Annotated in this window: 22 protein-coding genes and 4 pseudogenes; all 26 read left to right on the top strand. The window is 42.1% G+C overall.

The window, feature by feature from the left end; genetic code table 11:
* The first annotated feature begins 29 nt into the window (after window positions 1-29).
* The 26 genes and pseudogenes from M5V91_RS30465 to M5V91_RS12060 all read left to right on the top strand — a co-directional run bounded on the left by M5V91_RS30465 (window position 30) and on the right by M5V91_RS12060 (window position 24,071).
* Window positions 30-638 carry a coiled-coil domain-containing protein gene (locus tag M5V91_RS30465; RefSeq protein WP_369425963.1) on the top strand — a complete coding sequence of 203 codons (609 nt, stop codon included), beginning with the start codon at window positions 30-32 and terminating at the stop codon, window positions 636-638.
* A 71-nt stretch (window positions 639-709) separates the two neighbouring features.
* Window positions 710-1,714 carry a signal recognition particle-docking protein FtsY gene (gene ftsY, locus M5V91_RS12180; protein ID WP_009330796.1) on the top strand — a complete coding sequence of 335 codons (1,005 nt, stop codon included), beginning with the start codon at window positions 710-712 and terminating at the stop codon, window positions 1,712-1,714.
* Window positions 1,715-2,006: 292 nt separating this feature from the next.
* Window positions 2,007-4,382 carry a DUF8725 domain-containing protein gene (locus M5V91_RS12175; RefSeq protein WP_251175164.1) on the top strand — a complete coding sequence of 792 codons (2,376 nt, stop codon included), beginning with the start codon at window positions 2,007-2,009 and terminating at the stop codon, window positions 4,380-4,382.
* Window positions 4,379-5,314 carry an ABC transporter ATP-binding protein gene (locus M5V91_RS12170; protein ID WP_009330794.1) on the top strand — a complete coding sequence of 312 codons (936 nt, stop codon included), beginning with the start codon at window positions 4,379-4,381 and terminating at the stop codon, window positions 5,312-5,314. The genes M5V91_RS12175 and M5V91_RS12170 overlap by 4 nt, the downstream gene beginning before the upstream one ends.
* Entirely contained in the window at window positions 5,311-6,159 is an 849-nt protein-coding gene (locus M5V91_RS12165) for an ABC transporter permease (RefSeq protein ID WP_009330793.1), read from the top strand. The genes M5V91_RS12170 and M5V91_RS12165 overlap by 4 nt, the downstream gene beginning before the upstream one ends.
* A gap of 65 nt (window positions 6,160-6,224) precedes the next feature.
* Window positions 6,225-6,866, top strand: coding sequence for a hypothetical protein (locus M5V91_RS12160; RefSeq protein ID WP_284522174.1), 642 nt, complete (start codon window positions 6,225-6,227; stop codon window positions 6,864-6,866).
* A complete protein-coding gene (locus M5V91_RS12155; RefSeq protein WP_284522173.1) occupies window positions 6,863-7,801 on the top strand; it encodes a DUF8809 domain-containing protein in 939 nt (312 codons plus the stop codon). The genes M5V91_RS12160 and M5V91_RS12155 overlap by 4 nt, the downstream gene beginning before the upstream one ends.
* A 5-nt stretch (window positions 7,802-7,806) precedes the next feature.
* A complete protein-coding gene (locus tag M5V91_RS12150; RefSeq protein WP_251175166.1) occupies window positions 7,807-8,811 on the top strand; it encodes an AAA family ATPase in 1,005 nt (334 codons plus the stop codon).
* Window positions 8,811-9,332 carry a DUF58 domain-containing protein gene (locus M5V91_RS12145; protein ID WP_284522172.1) on the top strand — a complete coding sequence of 174 codons (522 nt, stop codon included), beginning with the start codon at window positions 8,811-8,813 and terminating at the stop codon, window positions 9,330-9,332. The genes M5V91_RS12150 and M5V91_RS12145 overlap by 1 nt, the downstream gene beginning before the upstream one ends.
* A gap of 136 nt (window positions 9,333-9,468) precedes the next feature.
* Window positions 9,469-9,675: a hypothetical protein gene (locus tag M5V91_RS12140; protein WP_284522171.1), complete on the top strand. Its 207-nt coding sequence runs from the start codon at window positions 9,469-9,471 to the stop codon at window positions 9,673-9,675.
* Window positions 9,676-9,682: 7 nt separating this feature from the next.
* Window positions 9,683-11,455, top strand: coding sequence for a vWA domain-containing protein (locus M5V91_RS12135; RefSeq protein ID WP_217025445.1), 1,773 nt, complete (start codon window positions 9,683-9,685; stop codon window positions 11,453-11,455).
* Between the two features lie 40 nt (window positions 11,456-11,495).
* A pseudogene (locus tag M5V91_RS30460) lies at window positions 11,496-13,900 on the top strand (VWA domain-containing protein).
* A 578-nt stretch (window positions 13,901-14,478) separates the two neighbouring features.
* Window positions 14,479-14,810, top strand: a pseudogene (locus tag M5V91_RS12120) (putative DNA-binding protein).
* A gap of 12 nt (window positions 14,811-14,822) precedes the next feature.
* Window positions 14,823-15,874: pseudogene (ffh, locus tag M5V91_RS12115) on the top strand (signal recognition particle protein).
* Window positions 15,850-16,173 (top strand): hypothetical protein, encoded by a 324-nt coding sequence (locus M5V91_RS30455; protein ID WP_369425962.1) that lies wholly within the window; start codon window positions 15,850-15,852, stop codon window positions 16,171-16,173. The pseudogene ffh and the gene M5V91_RS30455 overlap by 25 nt, the downstream one beginning before the upstream one ends.
* Before the next feature lie 109 nt (window positions 16,174-16,282).
* The gene (rpsP, locus tag M5V91_RS12110) at window positions 16,283-16,555 is read left to right on the top strand and encodes a 30S ribosomal protein S16 (RefSeq protein WP_009330784.1); all 273 of its coding nucleotides are present in this window, start codon (window positions 16,283-16,285) and stop codon (window positions 16,553-16,555) included.
* An 11-nt stretch (window positions 16,556-16,566) separates the two neighbouring features.
* Window positions 16,567-16,797: a KH domain-containing protein gene (locus M5V91_RS12105; RefSeq protein WP_009330783.1), complete on the top strand. Its 231-nt coding sequence runs from the start codon at window positions 16,567-16,569 to the stop codon at window positions 16,795-16,797.
* 441 nt (window positions 16,798-17,238) lie between these two features.
* A pseudogene (locus M5V91_RS12100) lies at window positions 17,239-17,623 on the top strand (YlqD family protein).
* A gap of 12 nt (window positions 17,624-17,635) precedes the next feature.
* Window positions 17,636-18,157, top strand: coding sequence for a ribosome maturation factor RimM (gene rimM / locus M5V91_RS12095; protein ID WP_009330781.1), 522 nt, complete (start codon window positions 17,636-17,638; stop codon window positions 18,155-18,157).
* Complete coding sequence (trmD, locus tag M5V91_RS12090) at window positions 18,157-18,894, top strand: tRNA (guanosine(37)-N1)-methyltransferase TrmD (protein ID WP_026041703.1); 738 nt, start codon at window positions 18,157-18,159, stop codon at window positions 18,892-18,894. Before rimM ends, trmD begins: the two co-directional genes overlap by 1 nt.
* Before the next feature lie 137 nt (window positions 18,895-19,031).
* Window positions 19,032-19,376: a 50S ribosomal protein L19 gene (gene rplS / locus M5V91_RS12085; RefSeq protein ID WP_009330779.1), complete on the top strand. Its 345-nt coding sequence runs from the start codon at window positions 19,032-19,034 to the stop codon at window positions 19,374-19,376.
* Window positions 19,377-19,575: 199 nt separating this feature from the next.
* On the top strand, window positions 19,576-20,127 hold the full coding sequence (gene lepB, locus M5V91_RS12080) for a signal peptidase I (RefSeq protein WP_009330778.1): 552 nt from the start codon (window positions 19,576-19,578) through the stop codon (window positions 20,125-20,127).
* 42 nt (window positions 20,128-20,169) lie between these two features.
* Window positions 20,170-21,042, top strand: coding sequence for a ribosome biogenesis GTPase YlqF (gene ylqF, locus M5V91_RS12075; RefSeq protein WP_009330777.1), 873 nt, complete (start codon window positions 20,170-20,172; stop codon window positions 21,040-21,042).
* Between the two features lie 85 nt (window positions 21,043-21,127).
* Window positions 21,128-21,907: a ribonuclease HII gene (gene rnhB / locus M5V91_RS12070; protein ID WP_009330776.1), complete on the top strand. Its 780-nt coding sequence runs from the start codon at window positions 21,128-21,130 to the stop codon at window positions 21,905-21,907.
* 11 nt (window positions 21,908-21,918) lie between these two features.
* On the top strand, window positions 21,919-23,778 hold the full coding sequence (locus M5V91_RS12065) for a hypothetical protein (protein WP_251175170.1): 1,860 nt from the start codon (window positions 21,919-21,921) through the stop codon (window positions 23,776-23,778).
* Window positions 23,775-24,071, top strand: coding sequence for an EscU/YscU/HrcU family type III secretion system export apparatus switch protein (locus tag M5V91_RS12060; protein WP_009330774.1), 297 nt, complete (start codon window positions 23,775-23,777; stop codon window positions 24,069-24,071). Before M5V91_RS12065 ends, M5V91_RS12060 begins: the two co-directional genes overlap by 4 nt.
* Window positions 24,072-24,225: the final 154 nt, after the last annotated feature.

Here is a 24,225-nt window from a genome sequence, read left to right as displayed (position 1 = left end):
TAAAGCTGGCAATCGAAGAGCTTGGGGCTGTGAACCTCGGGGCAATCGAAGAATATGACAGAGTATCTGAACGATATGAATTCCTGCTTGAACAAAAAACAGACCTTCAGGAAGCAAAAGATACGTTATTCCAGGTTATCGATGAAATGGATGTTGAAATGAAAAGGCGATTTGAAGAAACCTTCGAAGGGATCCGTTTCCATTTTGAGTCGGTTTTCCAATCTTTATTCGGCGGCGGCAGAGCCGATTTACGCTTGACCCAGCCTGATGATTTATTGAATACAGGTGTGGAAATTGTCGCACAGCCTCCAGGCAAGAAACTGCAGAACCTCGGATTATTATCTGGAGGAGAAAGGGCACTTACAGCAATTGCATTGCTGTTTTCCATTTTGAAAGTACGTCCTGTTCCATTCTGTATCCTTGATGAAGTAGAGGCAGCCTTGGATGAAGCAAACGTGCAAAGGTTCAGCCAATACTTAAAGAGATACAGCGACGTCACCCAGTTCATCGTTATTACCCACAGAAAAGGAACAATGGAAGAAGCGGATGTCCTTTACGGTGTAACCATGCAGGAATCCGGTGTTTCCAAACTGGTATCTGTACGTCTGGAAGAAACCAGGGAACTAATTACTCAATAGCAGCTTTAATGCGGGACAGTTTACAACCTGTTCCGCACTAATACATATTGCTTTTATAAGGAAGTGAAAACATGAGTTTCTTTAAAAAACTAAAAGAAAAAATTACTAAGCAGACAGATAGTGTTACTGAAAAGTTTAAAGACGGATTAACCAAAACGCGCGATAATTTTTCAAATAAGGTAAATGACCTTGTATCCAGGTACCGTAAAGTGGATGAGGAATTTTTTGAGGAACTGGAAGAAATCTTAATTGGGGCGGATGTTGGATTCGATACTGTCATGGAATTGGTCGAAGAGCTGAGAAGGGAAGTAAAACGCAAGAATATTCAGGATCCTCGCGATGTGCAGGCTGTCATCTCAGAAAAGCTTGTAGAAATTTATGACAGTGCAGGCGAAACCTCCACAGAATTAAATATTCAATCTGAGGGACTAACTGTTATCCTATTTGTTGGTGTTAACGGAGTCGGTAAAACGACCACGATCGGAAAACTTGCCCATAAGTTCAAAAATGAAGGAAAAAATGTCCTGCTTGCAGCAGGAGATACCTTCCGTGCAGGAGCGATTGAACAGCTTGAGGTGTGGGGAGAACGTGTCGGCGTTGATGTCATTAAGCAGGGAGCTGGCTCTGACCCTGCAGCTGTCATGTATGATGCCGTTCAATCTGCCAAGTCCCGCAAAGCTGATATTTTAATCTGTGACACTGCGGGACGCCTGCAGAATAAAGTCAATCTGATGAAAGAATTAGAGAAAGTAAAGCGTGTAATAGAAAGGGAAGTACCGGGGGCCCCGCATGAAGTATTGCTAGTACTTGATGCTACAACTGGACAAAATGCCATGATTCAGGCTAAGACCTTCAAGGAAGCTACTGATGTTTCTGGTATTGTTCTTACAAAACTGGATGGAACTGCAAAGGGCGGCATCGTTCTTGCAATCAGAAATGAACTTGAAATCCCGGTGAAATTTGTAGGTTTAGGTGAAAAAATGGATGACCTGCAGGAATTCAATGCAGAACAGTATGTCTATGGACTCTTTGCCGACATAGTCGAAAGAGAAGCAGAAGAAGAAGAGGAAGAATAAAATTGTTACACAGCCGGAGAGCGAGTTCTCCGGCTGTTTTTTTTACGAAATTTACAATATAAAAAATAGTTTGAAATTTATATTTTTTAGTGTAAAATTACACTGTGTTAATAAATGTCTTTCAAGTTTGGTCTGACAAACAAATTAAATAAATATCCGCAGGAACTTTTTGTCAGCCGGCAGCGTCTATACTAAGGAAGAAGTCATCAGGCTGGCAATAATTTATATTTTTAAAGACTGCCTAAAAAAAACATAAGGCAGATACTTAAGATTTTTAATGGGGGAGATTGGGTTGCACGGAAAATTAAAAGTGTTCATCATGGCTTTATTCTGTTTTGTATTAATGTTTCATCCATTCCAAACAGCAGAAGCTGCCAGCACAGACATCAAAGTTTCTATAGATGAGGGCTTTGGCGGAAAAGTGAAAAGAGGAGAGGGGTTTCCTCTGCGGATTAAGATGGAAAATACAGGAGAGGCTTTTAGCGGGGATTTGCTGATAAGTTACCATCCATCCTACAATACGAGCGGTGCGGTTACTGTAAAAGTAGAGCTTCCTGCCGGAACAGCTAAGGAATACCTGGTTTCCATCCCTGGCATGACAGAGGACCACCCTTCCATGTATCAGAACATTCCTTTACTGACTCTTTATGAAGGTGATTGGAAAGACGGAAAAAAGGTTAGTTTTAAAGGCGAAAATACATTAAAGCCGAAATTTATAGATACGGCAACTGAAGTAATTGGTGTTCTCAGTGAAAACTATGACCGTGTAAAAGAATTGAGGACGCTTCCTTCAAAATCGATGATTGAACTTAATAAGGAAGATTTGCCGGATGAAGCGACAGGATTGGAAACACTCGATTATTTGCTGATTGATGAATTCAAGATATCCCAGCTTAGTGACAAACAGCAACAAGCTATAAGGAACTGGGTTTACAACGGTGGAGCATTGATTGCCGGAGGAGGACCTGATGCAAGCGGTGCCTATGGAGAACTATATTCTTTGCTGCCAATGAAATCTGAAAACGAGGCCGCCGGTACAGTAAAATTCCTGCAGTCAGCAAAGAGCGAGGAGCCGGATTTTAAAGAACTCAACTTCTTTACTGGTCCCATTGAAGCGGGTGCAGAAGTTATCGCTGAAAGCGGGGATCTTCCAGCAGCAGTGAAAAAGGAGTATGGAAGCGGGACAATTCTGCAGACAGCTTTTTCACTGGGAGATGAGCCTTTATCTTCATGGCAGGGATACGACACATGGTTTGCAGACTTTATTAATCAGGCAACAGGTGCCGGCATTGGATCCAGCCCATATTCTCAGGATTACCTGGACCAGCTGTATTGGGAATTTGCAGAAGTGAATGAATTCTTTCCTGCATCCAATTTTTCAATCGGGCAGCTTATTGGCCTTTTTGCCGGTTATATTATTCTGATAGTGCCTGTTCTTTATTTTGTATTAAGAAAGCTTGATAAACGGGAGCATTCCTGGTGGATCATTCCTTCCATCGCCATATTAATGGGGACAGCTGTCTTTGGAATGGGAGCAAAAGATAGAATTTCTCAGCCGCAGCTGAACCAGATGGGGATCTATAAAGTGAATAACAATCTGCTTACCGGATATCAGGCATCAACCCTGCTTTCAAATAAAAGCGGTGAATATACCCTCTCAATGCCCAAAGGTGAATTTAATGCAGTGGTTTATTCAAACAATTCCAATACATCAGATCCCCTTAGAGGCGGAATCATGGCTGAAAAGGTAAAAAACAATGAGATTATTTTCCCTGAGGTAGAATATTGGTCATCCAAAACAATTTACGGAAAGGCCCAGACCGATATCAATGGGAAGTTTAAAGCGGACCTCACCCTTAAGGAAAAGAGATTAACTGGAACAATCAAAAACGAAAGTGAGTATGATTTTGAAGAATTATATATTTGGTCAGGCAATGAAGCAATCAAATTAGGGCCAATCAAGAAAGATGAGGCAATTAAAGTGGATAAAACCATAAAGCAGTCCCTGCTGAGCAGACCATATGGAGGAACTTTTAATGGGGCATATCCTGCCAATGGCCAAAATGATATAAATAGGTTAAGAAGAGAAAAGCTTGAATATGCCTCCACTACATTTCTGCTTGGGGATGTTGCTCAGCCAGTCCTTGCGGGGATTACAAAAGAATCAATTATTGATGTAGCCATGAGAGGGAAGAAGGAAAAACAGAATAACACAAATCTGATCCTTCAGCCATTTGAGGCCATAAATGAGTTCTCCGGATCCTTTACATTGAAGGATGGAATGATGGCAGCTGATTGGAATGTGATCCAGGGTCAGATTTATGAAAAAGGCATGGGCAGCACGAATGCAGAAATGATGCTTGAAGACGGAGAATATGAATATATTCTCAGCCTCCCGAAGCAGCTAAAAGAGAAAACATATAGATTAGAAGAAATTTCGGTAAGGATCAATAGCCAAAACGTACAGTATTCGATAAAAAACCATAAAACGGGTGAGTGGCTGCCGATTGAACCAGATCAAAGGAGCATAAAGCTGACAAGTAAAGATGACTTAACCCAGTACGTTTCGAAAGAAGGCCGTTTTATTATGAAGCTGAATAAATCAGCTCAGGGTGATCCTTTCGTTCAATTGCCGGCTGTTACGATCAAAGGGGAGGTGGCAAAATGATCGAAATTATGGATTTATCGAAAAGATACGGAAAATTTACAGCACTTGATTCTTTAAATTTAAATATAGAAAAAGGCAGTGTATTTGGTTTTGTCGGACAGAATGGTGCAGGAAAATCCACAACCTTCTCCATTTTGGCAACCTTACTTGCCCCCACTTCGGGCTCTGCGTACGTAAACGGGTATGATGTTCAAAAGGATTCAAAACTCGTGAGGAAGCAGATAGGCTATATGCCGGATTTCTTCGGGGTTTATGACCAGCTTAAGGCTGATGAATATCTGCACTTCTACGGTGCGAGTTACGGCATACCATTCGCAGAACGCGAGAAGCTGATACCGCAGCTTCTCGACCTAGTCAACTTGTCAAATAAAAGAGAGTCATATGTAGACCTATTATCAAGAGGCATGAAGCAGCGTCTCTGCCTGGCCAGGTGTCTTATCCATGATCCTGAAGTGCTGATTCTGGATGAACCTGCATCAGGACTTGACCCAAGAGCAAGGGTTGAAATGAGGGAAATATTAAAAGAATTGAAAAGCATGGGCAAAACAATTTTAATATCTTCACATATACTGCCTGAACTTGCAGAAATGTGCGATACCATCGGCATTATTGACCAGGGAAAACTGGTGGCTCAGGGGTCTGTTGCTGATATTCAGTCACAGCTGAGGGGAGAAAGGCTGATCATTGTAAAAGTTCATGGAAGTTCAGAAAAGGCCGTTTCTTTCTTTGAGGATGATCCTAATATATTTAAATTGGCTTTACTGGAAGACGGAGCATCTTTTCAGTTTATTTATAAAGGGACAGCTGAAGAACAAACAGAACTGCTGAAAAGAGCCATTTTAAATAATTTAGCGATCACCAGCTTTGCAGAAGCAGAAACGGATCTGGAAGATGTCTTTATGGAAATTACAAAGGGAGTTGAGCTGACATGAAGAATTTAGTCGTAAATCCTGTTCTGAATAAAGAGTTTAAGCTCCGCTTCCGCAGCTTTAAAAGCTACCTGGGGGTACTCTTTTACCTCTTGGCATTAGGGCTGATCATTGTTGGTTTTATCTTTATAGAATCATTGTCAAATAATATGCAGGGCTTTTTTAAACCTGATCAGAGCCGGACAATGTTTATGGTCCTATCTATATTGCAGCTTGGCTTAATTCTGTTTATTACTCCCGGTTTAACAGCTGGGGTTATCAGCAGTGAAAGAGAGAGGCAGACCTTAAATATCATGCTCACGACGACCCAAAGCTCTTCTAGCATTATTTTGAGCAAGCTGATTTCTTCCATTTCATATTTGATTTTGCTTATTGCGGCAAGTTTGCCTCTCTATAGCTTTGTGTTTTTATTTGGAGGTATTTCCCCAGGTCAGCTGCTTACGACAATGGGATTTTATTTATTTACCATCCTGGTTTATGGAAGTCTCGGGGTCTTATTTTCAACGCTCATTAGAAAAACAATTGTCTCGATGGTTACCACCTATGGGGTTACTTTATTTCTAGCTGGAGGAACGGCATTCCTGACTTTGATTTTTATGCAATTAACCAATGCATATGGCTATACAGGGACTCAGCCAACAAATCCTCTTGCATACTTCCCGGCTATGCTTAACCCGGTCATTATTCTAATGAGCACCTTTGAGCCGGAAATGACCAATGAAATTACTAGATCAACAGGCATTGAATTTCCTTTATGGATTTCATACTTAATTTCGTACACATTGATTTTCATTGGAGCTATTCTGCTGAGCATAAAAAAACTCCGTCCCAATATGAAAAAGGGCTAGTATTTATTCGGGCAAATCCCTGGGAGACGGGATTGCCCGTAAATTTTAATAAGGGAATGATATCGGTGGAAAACCGCAATCAATATCTTAGACTTTTAAAACCGGTAAAAAGACAGCTCCTATTTCAGCTGATCGTTAAGGAATTCCAGGTGTTCCTTTTATCGGCTGCTGTCTTGGCCTTTTTTCTTATGATGGCTGCAAGATTTTTTGTTATCCCATTTCTCCAAAATTATCTCCTGCTGATTTTATTTCTGTCTGCTATTTATGCAGCTTTTCGAATTTGGAAGAAGCGTCCTGACATGATCCAGACTGCATCATTGTATAACACGTTTGTAGCTGAAGACAGGGTCATTACAGCCCATTCTTTCCTTCACGATGATGGCATTCTTGCAAGATTGCAGCTGGCAGATGCAGTAAAGCATATGAAAAAGGTGCATCATCAGGTTTTAGGCAGGAAGAAAACTTTCATTCTTCCTAAACCTTTTCTAATGTTTTTGTCTTTCCTAGGTCTGGCAGTGCTTTTGTACATGATTCCCGGCGAGAAAATGGAATTGGCGCTAAAACAGGAAAAAGAAATCAAGATAATTGAAGAAGCTAAAGAGAAACTTGAGAAAAAAGCTGAGAAAGAAAAGAATCCTGAAGTGAAAAAAGCATTAGAAGAAGCAAAAGACAAGATTGCAGAAAAAAGTCAGCTGAGGAAGCTTTGAAGGAATTAGAGAAACAAACAAAAAGCTTTGAGTTGAAAGCAATTAAAGAAAAAGAAAAATCAATAGCCCTGGATAATATTAAAAATAATCTTGATAAGAGCGGGTTAGAACAATTAAGCCGAATGCTGAAAGAAAAAGATCTGGCTTCCTTTAGGGAAGAGTTTTCAAAGCTTGATAAGCAGAGAAAGGAACTTAATGAATATCAAAGAAATGCCTTGAAAGAGCTTACTGGAAGTGATGCACAGTTGTCTGAAGAAGAGCTGACAAGTCTCCTGGATCAGCTCGAAAAGGCATTGCAATCAGAAGAGCTTTTAAAACAGCTGGCTGCAGCACAGGAAGCTCTGCAGAGTTCAGGGGTTTCTTTACAGCAGCAGATGGCTGCGAATGGAATGCCCTCGGGACAGCTAGCGTTTTCGCCGCCTGGCCAGCCTGGCAGTTCAGGAAACGCCTCCAATACGCCTCAGCAGGGGCAGCAGAATAATTCAAATCAGCAAAATAATCAAAATCAAGCTGGCAATAGCTCAAACAGCAGCAATGGCAGCGGAGCGGGTTCAGGCAGCGGCTCAGGAAATGGAGCCGGCTCAGGAAATGGTTCGGGATCTGGTACCGGGGCTGGCTCAGGGAATGGTTCAGGCAGCGGTCTTGGAGGAGGTGCCGGGCTCGGACAGGGGTCTAGGGAGCTGCTCACCATCCCATCTGGCATGGAAGGGAAGACGAATATTGAAAATGACAACGGCAGCCTTGGACAGGGGAATCCAGGACAACAGTTTGAAGGGGAAGGCCCTGTCTTAAAAGGGAATATCAGACCATACAGTGAAGTTTTTGGGAATTATGAAAAGGCATACAGGCAAAGTACGGACCGGTACAAGCTTCCGGCTGATTTAGAGGAAATCGTTAAAAGTTATTTTACTAGTATAGATCCTGACAAGGAGTGACTGCAATGTCGGTAACACAGGAAAAAGAACAGCAATTCGCACAAGCGGCAGATATCATTGCAAGAGTAAAAGATGAAATTCAATCATTTATAGTCGGCCAGGAAGAAGTGGTCGAACATGTACTATGGAGCATATTCTCAGGAGGGCATGTTTTGCTTGAAGGTTTGCCAGGGCTGGGTAAAACTATGCTCATTAAAACCATTGCTGAAGTACTTGATCTTAAATTTTCACGCATTCAATTCACCCCTGATATTATGCCTTCAGATATAACTGGAACCATGCTGCTTCAGCCTAATAAAGCTGGCAGGCAAACATTCAGTTTTCATAAAGGGCCCATTTTCGCCAACATCATTCTGGCAGATGAAATTAACAGGGCAACACCAAAAACACAAAGTGCCCTGCTCGAGGCAATGGGAGAAAAAACGGTCACGATTATGGGCGAAACCCAAAAGATGGAAAAGCCATTTTTTGTACTCGCAACTCAAAACCCGATTGATATGGAAGGGACTTATCCCTTGCCGGAAGCACAAACGGACCGGTTTTTATGCAAGGTGAATGTTGTGTATCCGACTAAAGAAGAATTAAAAGAAATTGCCAGGAGGACAACGGGGTCGCAAAAAATCCATTTAAATAAAGCTGCCGGATTGAAGGATGTCATTGCTCTTCAGGAGCTTTCGAGAGAAATTCTCCTATCAGATGAAATCCTGGATTATGCCGTTTGGATGGTCACTGCAACGCACCCGGATTCAGAGGGGGCACCAGAAACAGTGAAAAAGCACGTCCAATATGGGAGCGGTCCACGCGGCCTTCAGAGTCTGATAAGTATGGCAAAAGCAAGAGCCATGTGCTCCGGACGATTCCATGTATCAATAGGGGACATTAAAAACGTTGCCTATCCGGTTTTGCGGCATCGTCTTATTTTGAACTTTGAGGGAGAAGCAGCGGGTATTTCAGCGGATTCAATTATTGAAGTTTTGTTAAAAGAAACTTCCTGGGGAGCTAAGAGCTGATGAACAGCCATCAAGCTATTCTTGGAAAGCTTCAAAAACGAAAGATTGCTGCAAAGACAAGGAAAAGAGGATATCATTCAGGGTCCAGGAAATCCCATAAATTCGGATCTTCCATGGAATTCTCTGATTTCAGGGCCTATCAGCCTGGTGACGATATTCGGCAAATAGATTGGAATGTCTATGGCAGAACACAAAAACATTATATTAAACGCTTCCTGGATGAGCAGGAGCTTTCTATTGCAGTTTACCTGGATGCAACGTCTTCAATGACAAAAATCCAGCAGAAATGGGAATATGCCAAAGCGCTGGCATCAGCTTTAAGCTTTATGGTGCTTTCAAGTGAAGACCGGCTTTTCTTTTCACCAGTTTCTTCTGCAGGCGTACAGCCTATCAAAAGGAAAGGCTCTGTTTACAGCAGGCGAACGTTCATGGAAATCCAAAAATTGAACCTGCAGCTCAGTCCACAAACTTTCTGGGCTGTCTTAAAGAAACTCTTTCTAAACATCAGCAGCTTGCTGTAATAATAGCGGATGGCTTTGAGCCCCTTCAGGATTGGGAAAGCCTTTTTAGGAAGCTCAGGGGTTAAAACAGGAGTTCTGGCTATTTCAGGTGCAGGCAGATGAAGAGCTTACTCCTGCATATTCTGGAGATATAAAGTTGATTGATAGTGAAATTGGGACTGCTGTAAATGTCAGCATGAGCCCTTCCATATTAGCTGAATATGAAAAGCGCCTAAAAGAACATAATGAACAGCTTGAGATTTTATGCAAACGGTATGGCGGCCAGTATATCTTTGCTCCGGAAACAAGAGATCTTCAGTCCGTTCTTTTCAGGGATCTGTATGCGAAGGGGCTGGTCAGGTGAGGACACAATGCAATTCTTAAATCCTATCTATTTTGTATTAGCCATTTTCATAGGGGCTGTTATCTTATTTTATTTCTTTCGGAAGCAGTACACTGAAAAGACCGTTTCATCCAATCTGCTCTGGGAGCAGGTGCTGAACGAATGGCAGGCTTCCCCTTGGCTGAAAAATCTTCAGCAGAATCTATTATTTTGGCTGCAATTATTGGCTCTGATCTTATTGATGCTGGCCCTTGTGCGCCCATTTTGGCTTGAAGATTCTTTAAAAGGAGAACATTTAATCATCATTATAGACCCATCCGCCTCTATGTCGGCTGAACACGGAGGAAAGAGCCGTTTTGAGATGGCAAAAGAGGAAATGCTTGACCTTGCCGGCAAACTTAATGGCCATCAGGTAACCCTGATTAAAGCAGGAGAGAAAAATGAGATCCTATTAAGCCGTGAAGATGATCCAAATGCCATTCGCAGAACCATTGATGGGCTGAAACTTACTTATGAACATGAAAATATGGATAAAGCCATTCTTTTGGCAGGTTCCTTATCTTCTGGAAAAGACACAGCTCTTCATATTTTTTCAGATTCGGCTGTAAAGAATGATTTAATGGAGGAACTGGCTGGCCTATACACTGTTGCACATAATATCGGAGAGGATGCAAGGAACGTCTCGCTGCAATCGTTTGGGACAGCTGCAGCTGGTGATGGTATCTCAGCCATTGCCGTGATAGAAAACCAGTCTTCCGAAAATATAGAAACAGGTTTTACCGTCCAATTTGAGGATGAAGTCTTGTTTGAACAAAATTTATCATTGAAAGCAAATGAACAAACAACCGTCCAAATTAAAAACCTGCCTGAAAAACCTTATTATGAGGCATCCGTTTCCATTAATGACGGCTACAGAGCAGATAATTTCGCAGCCTCTATTTACACAGACCCAAAACCAAAGGTATACACAATGGGGGATGTAAATCCGTTTGCGGTGAAGGGCTTTCAAACCATAGGAGCCGAATTGCTGCAGACGGATCCAGCTGCTCTCAAAGGTTTTGAAATGAAGGGTGTGGTTGTAGCAGAAGGAAGCACATTATCGGAACTTCCAGAGCTGCCAATGATCTTTTTTAACACAGGCAAGGAAAAAACAAAACTAAAAGAGGCAATTTCGGGGGATGAGGATCCTTTATTTGAATATGCAGACTTTGGGCGTGTGTATATCAGTTCCGCTTCCGCTGCATTGAAAGGAGAATGGGAGACTGTTTTGAAAAGTGGAGACATTCCTTTAATACAGAGGGGAATGCAGAATGGACAGCCAATTATTATTGTCAATTTCGATCTATCCGACACAGATTGGCCGCTCCTGCCAGGTTTTCCGATCTTTTTGTATAACTCTTACCAGTGGTTATCCCAGCAATCAGATTTCCTTGGATATTTCAGCGCCGGAGAAGAGAGATGGATAAATATTGGCAAAGGAAATGGAAGATGGGAGATTTTCAATAATAAAGACGAAAATCTCTACTCCCTTGATCTAAACAAAGAAAACTTTAAAGCTCCTGTGATTCCCGGAACTTACCAGGCGGTATCAGGAAATCAAATTTATTATTTTTCTGTCCTTCTGGATGAAAGGGAGAAAAATGCAGAAATAGCAGAATCTTTTACAGTGAATGACAAATCATCTGAAAAAAACAGCATGATCCAAAGGCCCAACGAAAGCCTCTGGTTCTGGCTGGCTTTAATTGCTTTTATACTGATTGCTATCGAATGGGAGGTATATCGCCGTGGGCATCGAGGTTAAATATCCCTTCCTGTTTCTGTTCCTGATTCCTGCTGTCATTATGGTTTTTTTGTTTATTCGAAATCACAGAGGAAAAGGCAACGAAAAATTTTGGATTGCCAGTCTAAGACTGGTCATTTTCTCATTGTTAATTTTTGCACTAACCGTCCCGCAGGTCCTCCTTCCGGTTAAGGGGCAGACCGTCGTATATCTTGCAGACCGCTCTGCAAGCATCGGTTCAAATGATGAAGCACTTGCCTGGATAGAAAACAGTGCCAGCAAAAGGAAAAGTGAGGATCAATTTGCGGTGGCGGCTTTTGGCAAAAATGTGGTGCTTGAACAGAATTTGGGCAGGAACCGTGAAGCTATTACCGAATTTAACGGGAAAGCAGATGATTCTCAATCGAATCTGGAAGCAGGCCTGCAATTTGCCGCTTCACTCATTCCGAGGGATTCTTCTGGCAGAATTGTCTTGATGACGGACGGAAATGAAACGGCAGGCAAAAGCCTGGAGGCTGCCTCAGTTTTAAAGAATCGAAATATCGAGATTGACCATGTGCCATTAAGAACAGCAGCAGGTGACGATGTATCAATTTCAGAATTAAAGATGCCTCCATCACTTTATTTAGGAGAAGAGGCTCCGATTACAATAGAAGTTACCAGCAATATTGCCAAAGAAGCTGATATCAGATTATCTGTAAATCATAAAGAGGTTTTAAAGGAAAGCGTTCAAGTGAATGAAGGGAAAAATGTATATACCTTTACTCACAAGGCAGATACTGCAGGGTTAACGGTATATAAGGCAGAGATAGCTGCTGACCAGGACACCTTCTCTGAAAACAATACACTGCACTCGGTTGTTAATGTTAAGGGAACTCCTAAGGTCCTGATCGTACAAGGGAAGGACGCGGGTGATATTGCGAATCTGTTAAAAGGTTCAGGCCTCGAGACAGACACGGTTCTCCCAGAGAAGCTTCCAACCGTTCTCTCAGGGTATTTGCAATATCAGTCGATTATTTTTAATAATGTTCCTGCAACAGTTATCTCAGAGCATCAAATGACGCTGATGGAGAAGGCAGTTAAGGAATTCGGCACTGGTTTTATTATGTTCGGCGGTGAAGAAAGCTTCGGGCTGGGGGGCTATTTTAAAACTCCGATTGAGAAATTGCTGCCTGTGGATATGGATATCAAGGGCAAGAAAGAAATGCCTTCCTTAGGCCTGGTATTAGTTATGGACCGCTCTGGAAGCATGGCCGGGAATAAAATTGAATTGGCAAAAGAAGCGGCTGTCCGATCAGTGGAACTGCTGCGTGAAGAAGATACACTCGGATTCATTGCATTTGATGACCGGCCATGGGAAATCCTTGAAACCGAGCCTCTCAAAGATAAAAAGAAGGCAATTGAAAAAATCAGATCTATAACTCCAGGCGGGGGACAGAAATCTTTACTTCTCTGGAACAAGCCTACAGTGAGCTTGAAGAATTGCAGCTTCAGAGAAAGCATATTATTTTGCTGACAGATGGCCAATCTGCCACAAATGGAGACTATGAGCTTTTAATCGAAGACGGGAAAGAGAAAAATATCACTCTATCAACTGTTGCACTTGGTCAGGATGCTGATAGAGGGCTTCTTGAAGATCTTGCGGGAATGGGATCAGGGCGTTTTTATGATGTTACAGACTCTTCCGTCATTCCGAGCATTTTATCACGTGAAACCGTAATGGCTACGAGAACCTATATCGAAGACAATCCATTCTTTCCAAGTGTTCAGCCCTACCCGGACTGGTCCTCACTCTTTGAAAAAGGTGTTCCGGAAATGAATGCCTATATAGCTGCTACGGCCAAGCCGCGAGCACAGGTGCCGCTGTTAAGCGAAATAGAGGATCCTGTACTTGCTGAATGGCAATACGGAATGGGGCGGGCAGCTGCCTTTACATCCGACTCCTCGGGCAAATGGTCAGGAGATTGGGCCAGATGGGAAAAGTGGCCATCATTTATTAATCAGCTTGTCACCAAAACCCTGCCGCAATATGAAAGTGAACCATACAGGGTTGCTGTTGAGAATAAGGATGGCAATACAGTGCTCAGCCTGGAGTCTGCGGCAAGCAGATCTTTGCCAATTGAGGCATCCATTGTATCGGAAACGGGCGATCAGATAGAAGCCAATATTAGGCTTACTGCTCCAGGTAAATATGAGGCGGCAATGCCTGAAAGTGCAGGAATGTATTTTTTAAATATTAAACAGACAGATCAAAATGGGAATATACAGGTTCATCAGACTGGTTTTACTATTCCCTATTCAGAAGAGTATTTGCAAAAGGGTACAAATAAAGAGCATTTGGAGACACTCTCAAAAATGACTGGCGGCAAGGAGCTGGAAAGCGGAGAAGAAGCTTTCCGACCGCTCAAAAACCAGCCAGCACCAAACAGCCAATCAGCGAATGGCTGCTTCTCGCTGCATTCCTGATCTTTTTTTCAGAAATCGCTTTAAGGCGCTTTGGCTTGACTGCTATCGCTGCGGGAATTTTGAAGAAAAACAGAAATAAAAAGGAAAAGCCAGAGGCTCCTATTAAAATTCAAAACCTTAAAGCTTCCAGGGAAAAAAATCTCCTTCCGTGCAGATGCCTGATAAACTTCAAGGGGGAACTACTGTAAAAGAAACACCGGAAAAAACAAAAGAAAAGAAAAAACAAACCGGCCAAAACCTCCAGCAGAATCCTCGCCGAAAGAAAGAGAAGAACGCATGAAAAGGCTGCTGGATGCAAAAAACAGGAAAAAGTAAGTGGGGATTTTTCAATAACGTATGCTGGATTTAGAAAAGTATTATAGATCGCTGAGCTGATTGCAGCGCACTTGACTCCTGCTCAGAGGCTCCCGTTCCTCCCCGCGGAAAGCCAAGTGCCCCGTGCTGAAATCAACGGGCTAAATTATAAAGTGAAAATAAAATGAATAATTAACCCTGTAAAGATATTTTCTTGACATGCTATGAACTTCTATGTAAACTTACTTTGTAAAGGCTTTTCACTTAACAAGGGGGAATAGGGAATGCTCGAAAAAACAACGAGGATGAACTACCTATATGATTTCTATCAATCGTTGTTAACTCCTAAGCAGAGAAGCTATATGTCCCTGTACTACCTGGATGATTTTTCGCTTGGAGAGATTGCCGAGGAATATGATGTTAGCCGGCAAGCGGTATATGACAACATTAAAAGAACAGAAGCAATGCTTGAAGAGTATGAAGAAAAGCTATTATTATTTCATAAATTTCAAGAGCGCAGCAAGCTGATTGCAGAAATAAAAGTGATGCTTCAGGAAGGCTCCCTTCCCGAGAAGCATTGGAAGAAGCAGTGGCAGAGCTTGAGAAATTAGATTAGGAGGCGGCATATATGGCATTTGAAGGATTGGCCGACCGACTGCAAAATACAATTCAGAAGATCCGCGGAAAAGGCAAAATCAATGAAGCGGATGTAAAAGAAATGATGCGTGAAGTCCGTCTCGCCCTTTTGGAAGCGGACGTAAACTTCAAAGTCGTCAAAGAGTTTGTTAAAAAAGTCAGCGAACGTGCTGTCGGACAGGAAGTATTAAAGAGCCTGACGCCAGGACAGCAAGTCATTAAGGTTGTTAAAGAAGAATTAACGGAACTGATGGGCGGAGAGCAAAGCAAAATTGCTGTCTCCAATCGTCCCCCGACAGTCATTATGATGGTCGGTCTTCAGGGTGCCGGTAAAACGACTACAACCGGAAAGCTTGCAAACCTGCTCCGCAAAAAGTATAACCGCAATCCGATGCTGGTTGCTGCAGATATTTACCGCCCTGCGGCGATTAAACAGCTCGAAACACTTGGCAAACAGCTTAATATGCCGGTCTTCTCCTTGGTGATCAAGTCAGTCCTGTTGAAATTGCAAAACAGGCAATCGCAAAGGCAAAAGAGGATCATCATGATTATGTTCTGATCGATACAGCAGGAAGGCTGCATGTGGATGAAGCCTTAATGGATGAGCTAAAGCAAATCAAAGAGCTTTCCAATCCAGATGAAATCTTCCTTGTTGTAGACGCCATGACTGGTCAAGATGCGGTTAATGTAGCGCAAAGCTTCAATGATCTGCTGGGTCTTACTGGGGTTGTCCTGACGAAGCTGGATGGCGATACTCGAGGCGGTGCCGCTCTATCCATTAGATCCGTAACAAACACGCCGATTAAATTCGTCGGTCTTGGGGAAAAACTGGATGCGCTTGAAGCGTTCCATCCAGAACGGATGGCGTCCCGTATATTAGGTATGGGAGATGTCCTATCCCTAATTGAAAAAGCACAGGCCAATGTGGATGAAGAAAAGGCAAAAGAGCTTGAGCAGAAGATGCGCACGGCTTCTTTCACATTCGATGATTTTTGGATCAGCTTGGTCAGGTCCGCAGCATGGGACCGCTCGATGAGCTGCTGAAAATGATGCCTGGTGCAAACAAAATCAAAGGCTTGAATAATATCCAAATCGACGAGAAGCAAATCACTCATGTTGAAGCGATTATTAAATCGATGACGAAGGAAGAGAAAACTCACCCTGAAATCATCAATGCAAGCCGCCGCAAACGGATTGCCAAGGGAAGCGGAAGAACCGTGCCTGAAGTTAACCGTCTGCTGAAGCAATTTGAAGACATGAAAAAGATGATGAAGCAAATGGCTGGCATGCAGCAAAAAGGCAAGAAAAAAGGCGGATTTAAGCTTCCTTTTAACCCTTTTTAAGCTGTCAGCAAAGCTTTTCATAAGATGTAAAGAAAAAACCTTTACAAACTAATTAACAATCTGATATTATACTATCTTGTGTGAAACTATTCGGAGGTGCTTATTTAAAATGGCAGTAAAAATTCGTTTAAAGCGTATGGGTGCTCACAAAAACCCTTTCTATCGTATTGTTGTAGCTGATTCTCGTTCTCCTCGTGACGGACGTTTCATTGAAACAGTAGGAACTTACAACCCGGTTGCTCAACCAGCGATCGTTGAAATCAATGAAGAGTTGGCTCTTAAATGGCTTCAGACAGGTGCTAAGCCATCTGATACAGTACGCAACCTTTTCTCTAAGCAAGGCATTATGGAGAAATTCCATAACGCTAAAAACGGTAAGTAATTCATTATAAGATGAAAGAGCTTATCGAAACGATTGTTAAGCCCCTAGTTGATTTTCCGGAAGATGTTCAAGTGAATGTCCAAGAAGAGGATCAGCGCGTAACCTATCAGCTTTCCGTCAACAAGAATGACATGGGGAAAGTAATTGGGAAGCAAGGGCGCGTTGCGAAAGCAATACGGACCGTTGTCTATGCAGCAGGTTCATCAGAACAAAAGAAGATCTTTTTAGAGATCATAGAATAATTATCCTGCATTGAGCAGGGTATTACCAAAAAAGGAGGGGCTTCCCCTCCTTTTTTTACAATCTAAAAAATCCTGCTGTTTGAACTTTATTGTCCTCTGATTTAAAATATTATTCAATCTGCTGAGTTGATTGGAGTGGAGGGGCATTTGATCCTCGAAAATGCTGACGCATTTCCTTTGTGCGGTGTAATTTCGTGGAAGCTTATCAAATTTCCTGCGGGAAGTAAGGAAAGTGAAAGACCTCACAGGCAGGCGAAGCCGAGGAGGCTCTCATCTCTCCCAGCGGAAAGCAAGTGACCCGTTCTGAAATCAGCGGGCAGAATATATAAAGTAACACAGCATTACACCAGAAAAGTTAAAATATAAACATCGCCAACTAAGAATTTGACAGCAGTCAGTAAAGCCGTTTTTTTAATCGGATCAATTTGGGAGGCGCTGTACGTGAACATCATTCAATCGGTTACAGTTAAGCAGGTGCTGACAGAGAACAGCAAGAAAGAACTGCTGGAAGGCTATATGGCCAAAAAAGCAGCTGCAGAAAGAAAGTGATCAGCTGAGGTTTGAACTGAAAAAACAGGAAAAAACCAAAAAACTGCATCCGGCCAGTCTAAAAAAGCATTTTGAAAAGGAAATTCAAATGAGGCAGGAAAAAGTCCAGCTGCTCGATTTTCAAATAGAACAATTACATATGCTACCGTTAGGAAGCGAATTGAAAGAAAAAGAAGTCCAGGCGATTATTGAGGTTCAAAAGGGTACCCGCTGGGAAGACATAGAAAAAGGGAAAACCATCATCATAAGAGATGGAATTGTTGATGAAATACGCTAGAGGTGATAGTACATGCAGAAATGGTTCAACGTAGGAAAAATCGTGAACACCCATGGCATAAAAGGGGAAGCAAGGGTCATTTCCAAAACAGACTTTGCAGAGGAAAGGTATAAGCCGGGAAATAAACTTTATTTGTTCATGCCTGATACAAAAGGTGATCCAATTGAGCTGACAGTGAAAACTCACCGTACCCATAAAACATTCGATTTGCTTACCTTTGAAGGATACGAAAATATTAATGGGATTGAAAAAATGAAGGGCGGCATCCTGAAAATTTCGGAAGATCAGCTAGGCGATCTTGAAGAAGATGAGTTTTACTACCATGAAATCATAGGGTGTACTGTTGAAACGCTTGATGGAGCGGAAGTAGGTAAAATCAAGGAAATTCTTTCTCCTGGAGCAAATGATGTATGGGTAATCAAAGCAAAAGGCGGGAAGGAAATACTGATCCCGTATATTGAAGATGTTGTTAAGGAAGTTAATGTGAAAGACAAACTTGTGAAAATTAATGCGATAGAAGGATTGCTTTCATGATGAATATTGATGTGCTCACTCTGTTTCCTGAAATGTTTGAAGGCGTTTTTGGACATTCCATCCTAAAAAAAGCGGCTGAAAATGAAGCAGTGAATTACAACGTGGTCAACTTTAGGGAATATGCCGACAATAAGCACAAAACCGTAGATGATTATCCATATGGCGGAGGGGCGGGAATGGTTTTAAAACCCCAGCCCATATTTGATGCTGTAGATGATCTTCGCAGTAAAAGCGGGGCGTCCCCGAGGGTTATTCTCCTGTGTCCTCAAGGAGAACGCTTTACACAGAAGAAAGCTGAAGAGCTTGCTGAAATGGATCACCTGATTTTTGTTTGCGGACATTACGAGGGGTATGATGAAAGAATACGTGAACATGTGGTAACCGATGAAATTTCGATTGGTGATTTTGTGCTGACTGGAGGAGAGCTTGGAGCCATGGTCGTAATCGATAGTGTTGTCCGTTTGCTGCCAGGTGTATTGGGCAACGAAGAATCACACATAAAGGACTCTTTCAGCACAGGTTTTCTTGAACACCCTCATTACACCCGTCCAGCGGAATTCAGGGGCATTAAAGTGCCGGATGTCCTCATGTCAGGGAATCATCGCCTTGTCGACGAGTGGCGAGCCAAAGAATCCTTAAGAAGGACGTATTTAAGGCGTCCTGATCTTCTTGAGGGTGCAGAATTAACAAAAGAACAGCAAAAGTGGCTGGATGAAATTAAAAAAGAAGATAAATAACATTGAAGTTGCCGTCCAAGTATGGTATGATACTTTTTGTGACTTAGGCTGAACTTGTTCAGTTTTCGTCTGATAAAGATGTTCCGCTGCAAACATATAGGTTGTGCAAGAGCGTCTGCTGAGAGGAGTTGAAAACGATGCAAAAACTAATTGAAGAAATCACAAAAGAACAGCTTCGTACTGACCTTCCGTCTTTCCGTCCTGGTGATACTGTACGTGTACACGTAAGTATTGTTGAGGGAACTCGTGAGCGTGTTCAGGTATATGAAGGTGTTGTGATTAAGCGTCGTGGTGGTGGAATCAGCGAAACTTTCACAGTTCGTAAGATTTCTTACGGTGTAGGCGTTGAGCGTACATTCCCTGTACACACACCTAAGATTGCGAAGCTTGAAGTTATCCGCCGCGGTAAAGTCCGCCGTGCGAAACTTTACTACCTGCGTAACCTTCGCGGTAAAAAAGCTCGTATCAAAGAAATTCGATAATAAAGAAAAGAAGGAGCTTGTTAAATCAAGCTCCTTTTTCTTTCATGAAACAGCAGAATATAAATAATATTACATAAATGTTAAATAATATATAAATAAGGTTCCCATCGTGTTTATTAAGAAGAATTTTTGTAAAATAAAAAAGACAACACTTTCCATGCAGATTAATTAATGGCTTAGAAGAATGGTGGGGGATTTAATGGCGAAAAAGAAAAATGAATTATGGGAATGGACAAAAGCACTTGTAATCGCAGTCCTGTTAGCAGCAGTCATCAGATATTTTTTATTTGCTCCGATTGTGGTTGACGGCTTGTCCATGATGCCAACATTGCATGATCAGGATCGAATGATTGTTAATAAGTTCAGTTATAAGATTGGCGAGCCCGAGCGCTTCGACATCATTGTTTTCCATGCACCTGAAAACAAAGATTACATCAAAAGGGTAATAGGCCTTCCTGGAGATAAGATTGAATACAAAGATGATACTCTTTATGTAAATGGGAAAGCTTATGAAGAGCCTTACCTGGAGGAATATAAAAAACAGGTAATCGATGGGCCGCTGACAGAGCCGTTTACTTTAAAAGAAAAGATAGGACAGGAAACAGTGCCTGAAGGCCACTTATTTGTAATGGGTGACAACCGCCGCTTCAGCAAGGACAGCCGTCACATTGGCCCTGTTCCGATGGAAGAAGTACTGGGTGATGCCGGAGTAATATACTGGCCTATAGAGGACATTCGAATCGTTGATTGATTCTTTCTTTAATAAATACATATTGGATGGAGGTGACCAGCTGTGACGATCCAGTGGTTTCCCGGCCATATGGCGAAAGCCCGCAGGCAGGTTACAGAAAAATTAAAACTGGTCGATATCATCTTTGAGCTCGTTGATGCAAGGATCCCTTATTCATCACGAAATCCGATGATCGATGAAATTATTCAGCACAAACCGCGGCTTGTTTTATTGAATAAAGCTGACATGGCTGATAAAGAAGCGACAAAAAAGTGGATCAAACATTTTGAAGATAAGGGTATAAGAGCTCTTGCGATAAACTCGCAGGCGGGACAAGGCATGAAGGAAATCGTCTCCGCATCTCAGAGTATTCTTCAGGAAAAGTTCGATCGAATGAAGGCGAAGGGTGTTAAGCCTAGAGCAATCCGGGCAATGATAGTAGGTATTCCAAACGCTGGAAAGTCCACCCTTATCAATCGCCTGGCCAAAAAGAATATAGCCAGGACAGGAAATACCCCCGGCGTTACGAAAGCCCAGCAATGGATAAAGGTAGGGAAAGAGCTGGAGCTTCTCGATACCCCTGGGATTCTATGGCCAAAATTTGAAGATCAGGAAGTAGGTCTTAAGCTTGCTCTGACTGGAGCAATAAAAGATACTATATTAAATCTTCAGGATGTTGCAGTATATGCTCTGCGCTTTCTCGGCCTCAGGTATCCAGATCGCCTGCATGAGAGATATCAGCTTGATGAAATTCCGGAGGATATTGTGGAAGTATTTGATAAAATCGGCAGGCTGCGCGGCTGCCTGATGGGCGGCGGCGAAATTGATTATGATAAGGTAACAGAGCTGGTAATCAGAGAATTCCGTTCTGAAAAATTGGGGCCAATCACTTTGGAATTGCCCGAAGAGATGGGAGTTCGGAGTGAAGCTGAATAATTTAGATGAAGACCTTCTGTTCACAGGAGGCCTTTATTTTTTGCGGAAATGCCGATACATACATTAGATTGAAATGGAGAAGTCTATGGAAAAATTAACTATTCGTCAAATAGAAGAAAAAATCAAAACAATTAAGTCAGAGGATGACCCTTTCCTTTATTCCATAAAGCATGATGAAAGAAAAGGAGTACAGCAGCTATTAGAAAGATGGCATTCCCGAAATCTGCAGCAAAAAAAGATATATGAAAAGCATAAAGAAATGAGTCAGTATGAAGTTCGTTACCGGAGCCAGGGTTTTCAGTTTATTGCCGGAATTGATGAAGTAGGCAGGGGCCCGCTTGCAGGACCAGTGGTAGCTGCAGCAGTTATTTTGCCAGAAGACTTCTTCCTCCCGGGTTTAGATGATTCAAAAAAGGTGCCGGAGAGCAAAAGAGAAGAATTTTCTGAGATAATTAAGGCTAAGGCTGCAGCGTTCAGCGTTGGAATCATTGATCCGGAAGAAATCGACCGCATCAATATATTTGAAGCGACAAAAAAAGCAATGCTTTCAGCAATTGAAGGGCTGAGCCCAAAACCGGACTTCCTGCTTGCAGATGCCGTAAAACTATTAACTCCTTACCCAATGGAAGCTATCATTAAGGGAGATGGCAAAAGCATATCGATTGCTGCAGCCTCTATCATAGCTAAAGTCACGAGAGACAGAATGATGGCTGAAATAGGTAAAGAGTTTCCTCAATATGGATTCGAGAAAAATATGGGCTATGGGACGAAGGAGCATCTTGAAGCCATCACACTGCATGGAATATCTCCTTATCATCGGAAAAGCTTTGCACCAATAAAAAATCTTATTAGTGAAATAGAATAGAAGGTGAAGGCATGAAGCCGTCTGATATTATCCAAAGAATAATAAGGCATGACCAGAACAATGCAGTAAAAACGGCTGCATTTATACCTGGCCAAATTGTCAGCGGAAAGATAGTAAAGCTATTTCCAAACCAGACGGCAGAGGTGCAAATTGGGTCACATAAAGCGATAGCGCAGCTGGAAATCCCTTTATCAGCCAACATCAGATATTGGTTTAAAGTTGAGCCAGGTGAGGGAATGCTGCGCTTAAAGGTAATGGAATCAGCAGACAGACCAGGTGCGGAAGCCCCGGCTGAAAGCCTTCTAAGACAGCTGGGAATGCAGTTATCCAGAGAAAATAAGATGCTTATTCAATTTTTTCTTAGAGAACAGCTTCCGATTACAGGTGAAACTCTGAAGATGGCATCTGAATGGATCAAGGAAAGCCGATCAGCTGAAGATGGACTGCGGACAGTAAAAGAGCTGTTTATAAGGCAGCTTCCCTTTTCAAAGGATGTTTTTTCAGCGATATCCTCAGTCTTGCATGGGGACTCTCTTTCATCCCTTATGGGGGAATTGCTGGATGAATTAAAGGGTGGTGGTTTATCAACTAAAGGGCAGCAAATATATTCGCTGCTTGGTGATCTGACAAAGCCTTCAAGAGAAAAATGGGGTCAGCAGGCAATATACAGATTGTTTTCTGAATGGCTGAATACAAAAAACCAGGCAAGTTCACACACTGCTTTCCAGCTCCTGAAAGTATTGGGGCTGATGCCGGGTGAAACGGCCGAGGATGCGGCTTTACAGCAGCTTATGGAGGTAAGCATCCAAAATAAACCGATTAGTCATGTCCTGACGGAAATTATGAAAGCAAACGATTCCGGGAACAGGCAGGAATTTATATTGAACTTGGCAAAGCTAAATGGATTTATTGCACAAAGATCGGAAAGCAGTGGACTATCTCAAACTCTGGAAATCTTATTCAATGATATTCGAAATGGAAAGAATTCTTTTCCAGCAGAAAAGAATTTGCTTAACACCTTTTTCAAATCAGTTCTTTCCCACACATTAAATGATGATTTGGACCAATTATTGTCAGATGCTTATGGGATAAAGCAGGCTGCTGTTCAGGCGGGGAGATTACTGGCAGGTGAGAAACCTTTGGCAGCAGCGGCTCTCAATCTGCGGGAAAAGACAATGATGGAAGAACTGAAAAATAGCCTGCAAACAGAGGTTAACCTTACATATGACCAGCGGAATATTCATAGTGAATTGAAGAGAATAATCAGAACATTGGGGCTTTCTTATGAACATGACTTCATAAATTTATTAAAACATTCCGATGAAGGAGCTTCCAAAAAGCTGGATACCCTTAAACCGCTCCTGATGGGCTTTATAAATGAAGAAACTTCGCACATAGCTAAAGATGCAGCTGAACGGCTTCTGCATAAATTAACCGGCTTTCAGGCTCTCTCGCAGGAATCCGGCCCATTGCAGCACTATATTTTTCAGCTTCCTGTTTCTTTATGGGGGAAAATCTCCGATTTGACAATGCAATGGAGGGGCCGCAAAACGGAAGAGGGGAAAATTGATCCCAGCCATTGCCGGGTTATATTTTATTTGAATTTAGAGCATCTGAATGAAACTATTGTCGATCTTCAAGTTCAAAACAGAATTATTAAAATTTCAGTTATTAATGAGCACAAAGAAATAAAGGATTTAACAGCTCCATTTGCCGCTGAACTAAAAGAAAATCTATTAAAATTAAATTATAAGCTGTCCTCTGTTTCAGTCCAAAAGCCGGAGTCTGCAGGGGATTCACCTATTGGAAAAGATACAATGACATCGATTGTGCAATCAAATCAATTCAGCGGAGTAGATATAAGGATATGAAAAAAGTTCATGATCAAAAAAGGAAAGAAGCGGTAGCATTAACCTATGATCCTGTGAATCAGGGAGCACCAAGGATATCCGCAAAGGGGAAGGGACTGGTTGCTGAAAATATCCTTGTGAAGGCTAAGGAACATGATATTCCGGTGCAGGAAGATCCTGCTCTTGTAGAGCTTCTTGGCAAGCTTAACATCAATGAGGGTATACCGGAAGAACTATATCAGGCTGTTGCTGAGGTGTTTGTTTTTATCTACAGGGCTGATCAGGAAGCCGGGAAGAGGGAAAATGAAGAATAATCTATTCTGGTAAACCAATATGGTTTATTCTCAGTAATTCAATTCGAAGGGATGACAGCGGGATTTTACTTGAGTCTAATAAAAAAGAAAACTGTCGAAAAGGCAGTTTTTCTTTATTTTAAAAAAATAATTTTAAAATAAAATAAGTGTAAAA

Source organism: Cytobacillus pseudoceanisediminis (genome assembly GCF_023516215.1).
GTDB classification, from domain to species: Bacteria; Bacillota; Bacilli; order Bacillales; family Cytobacillaceae; genus Cytobacillus; species Cytobacillus pseudoceanisediminis.
The sequence above is the reverse complement of the archived record's forward strand: the minus strand, read 5'-3'. Positions and strand labels throughout refer to the sequence as shown.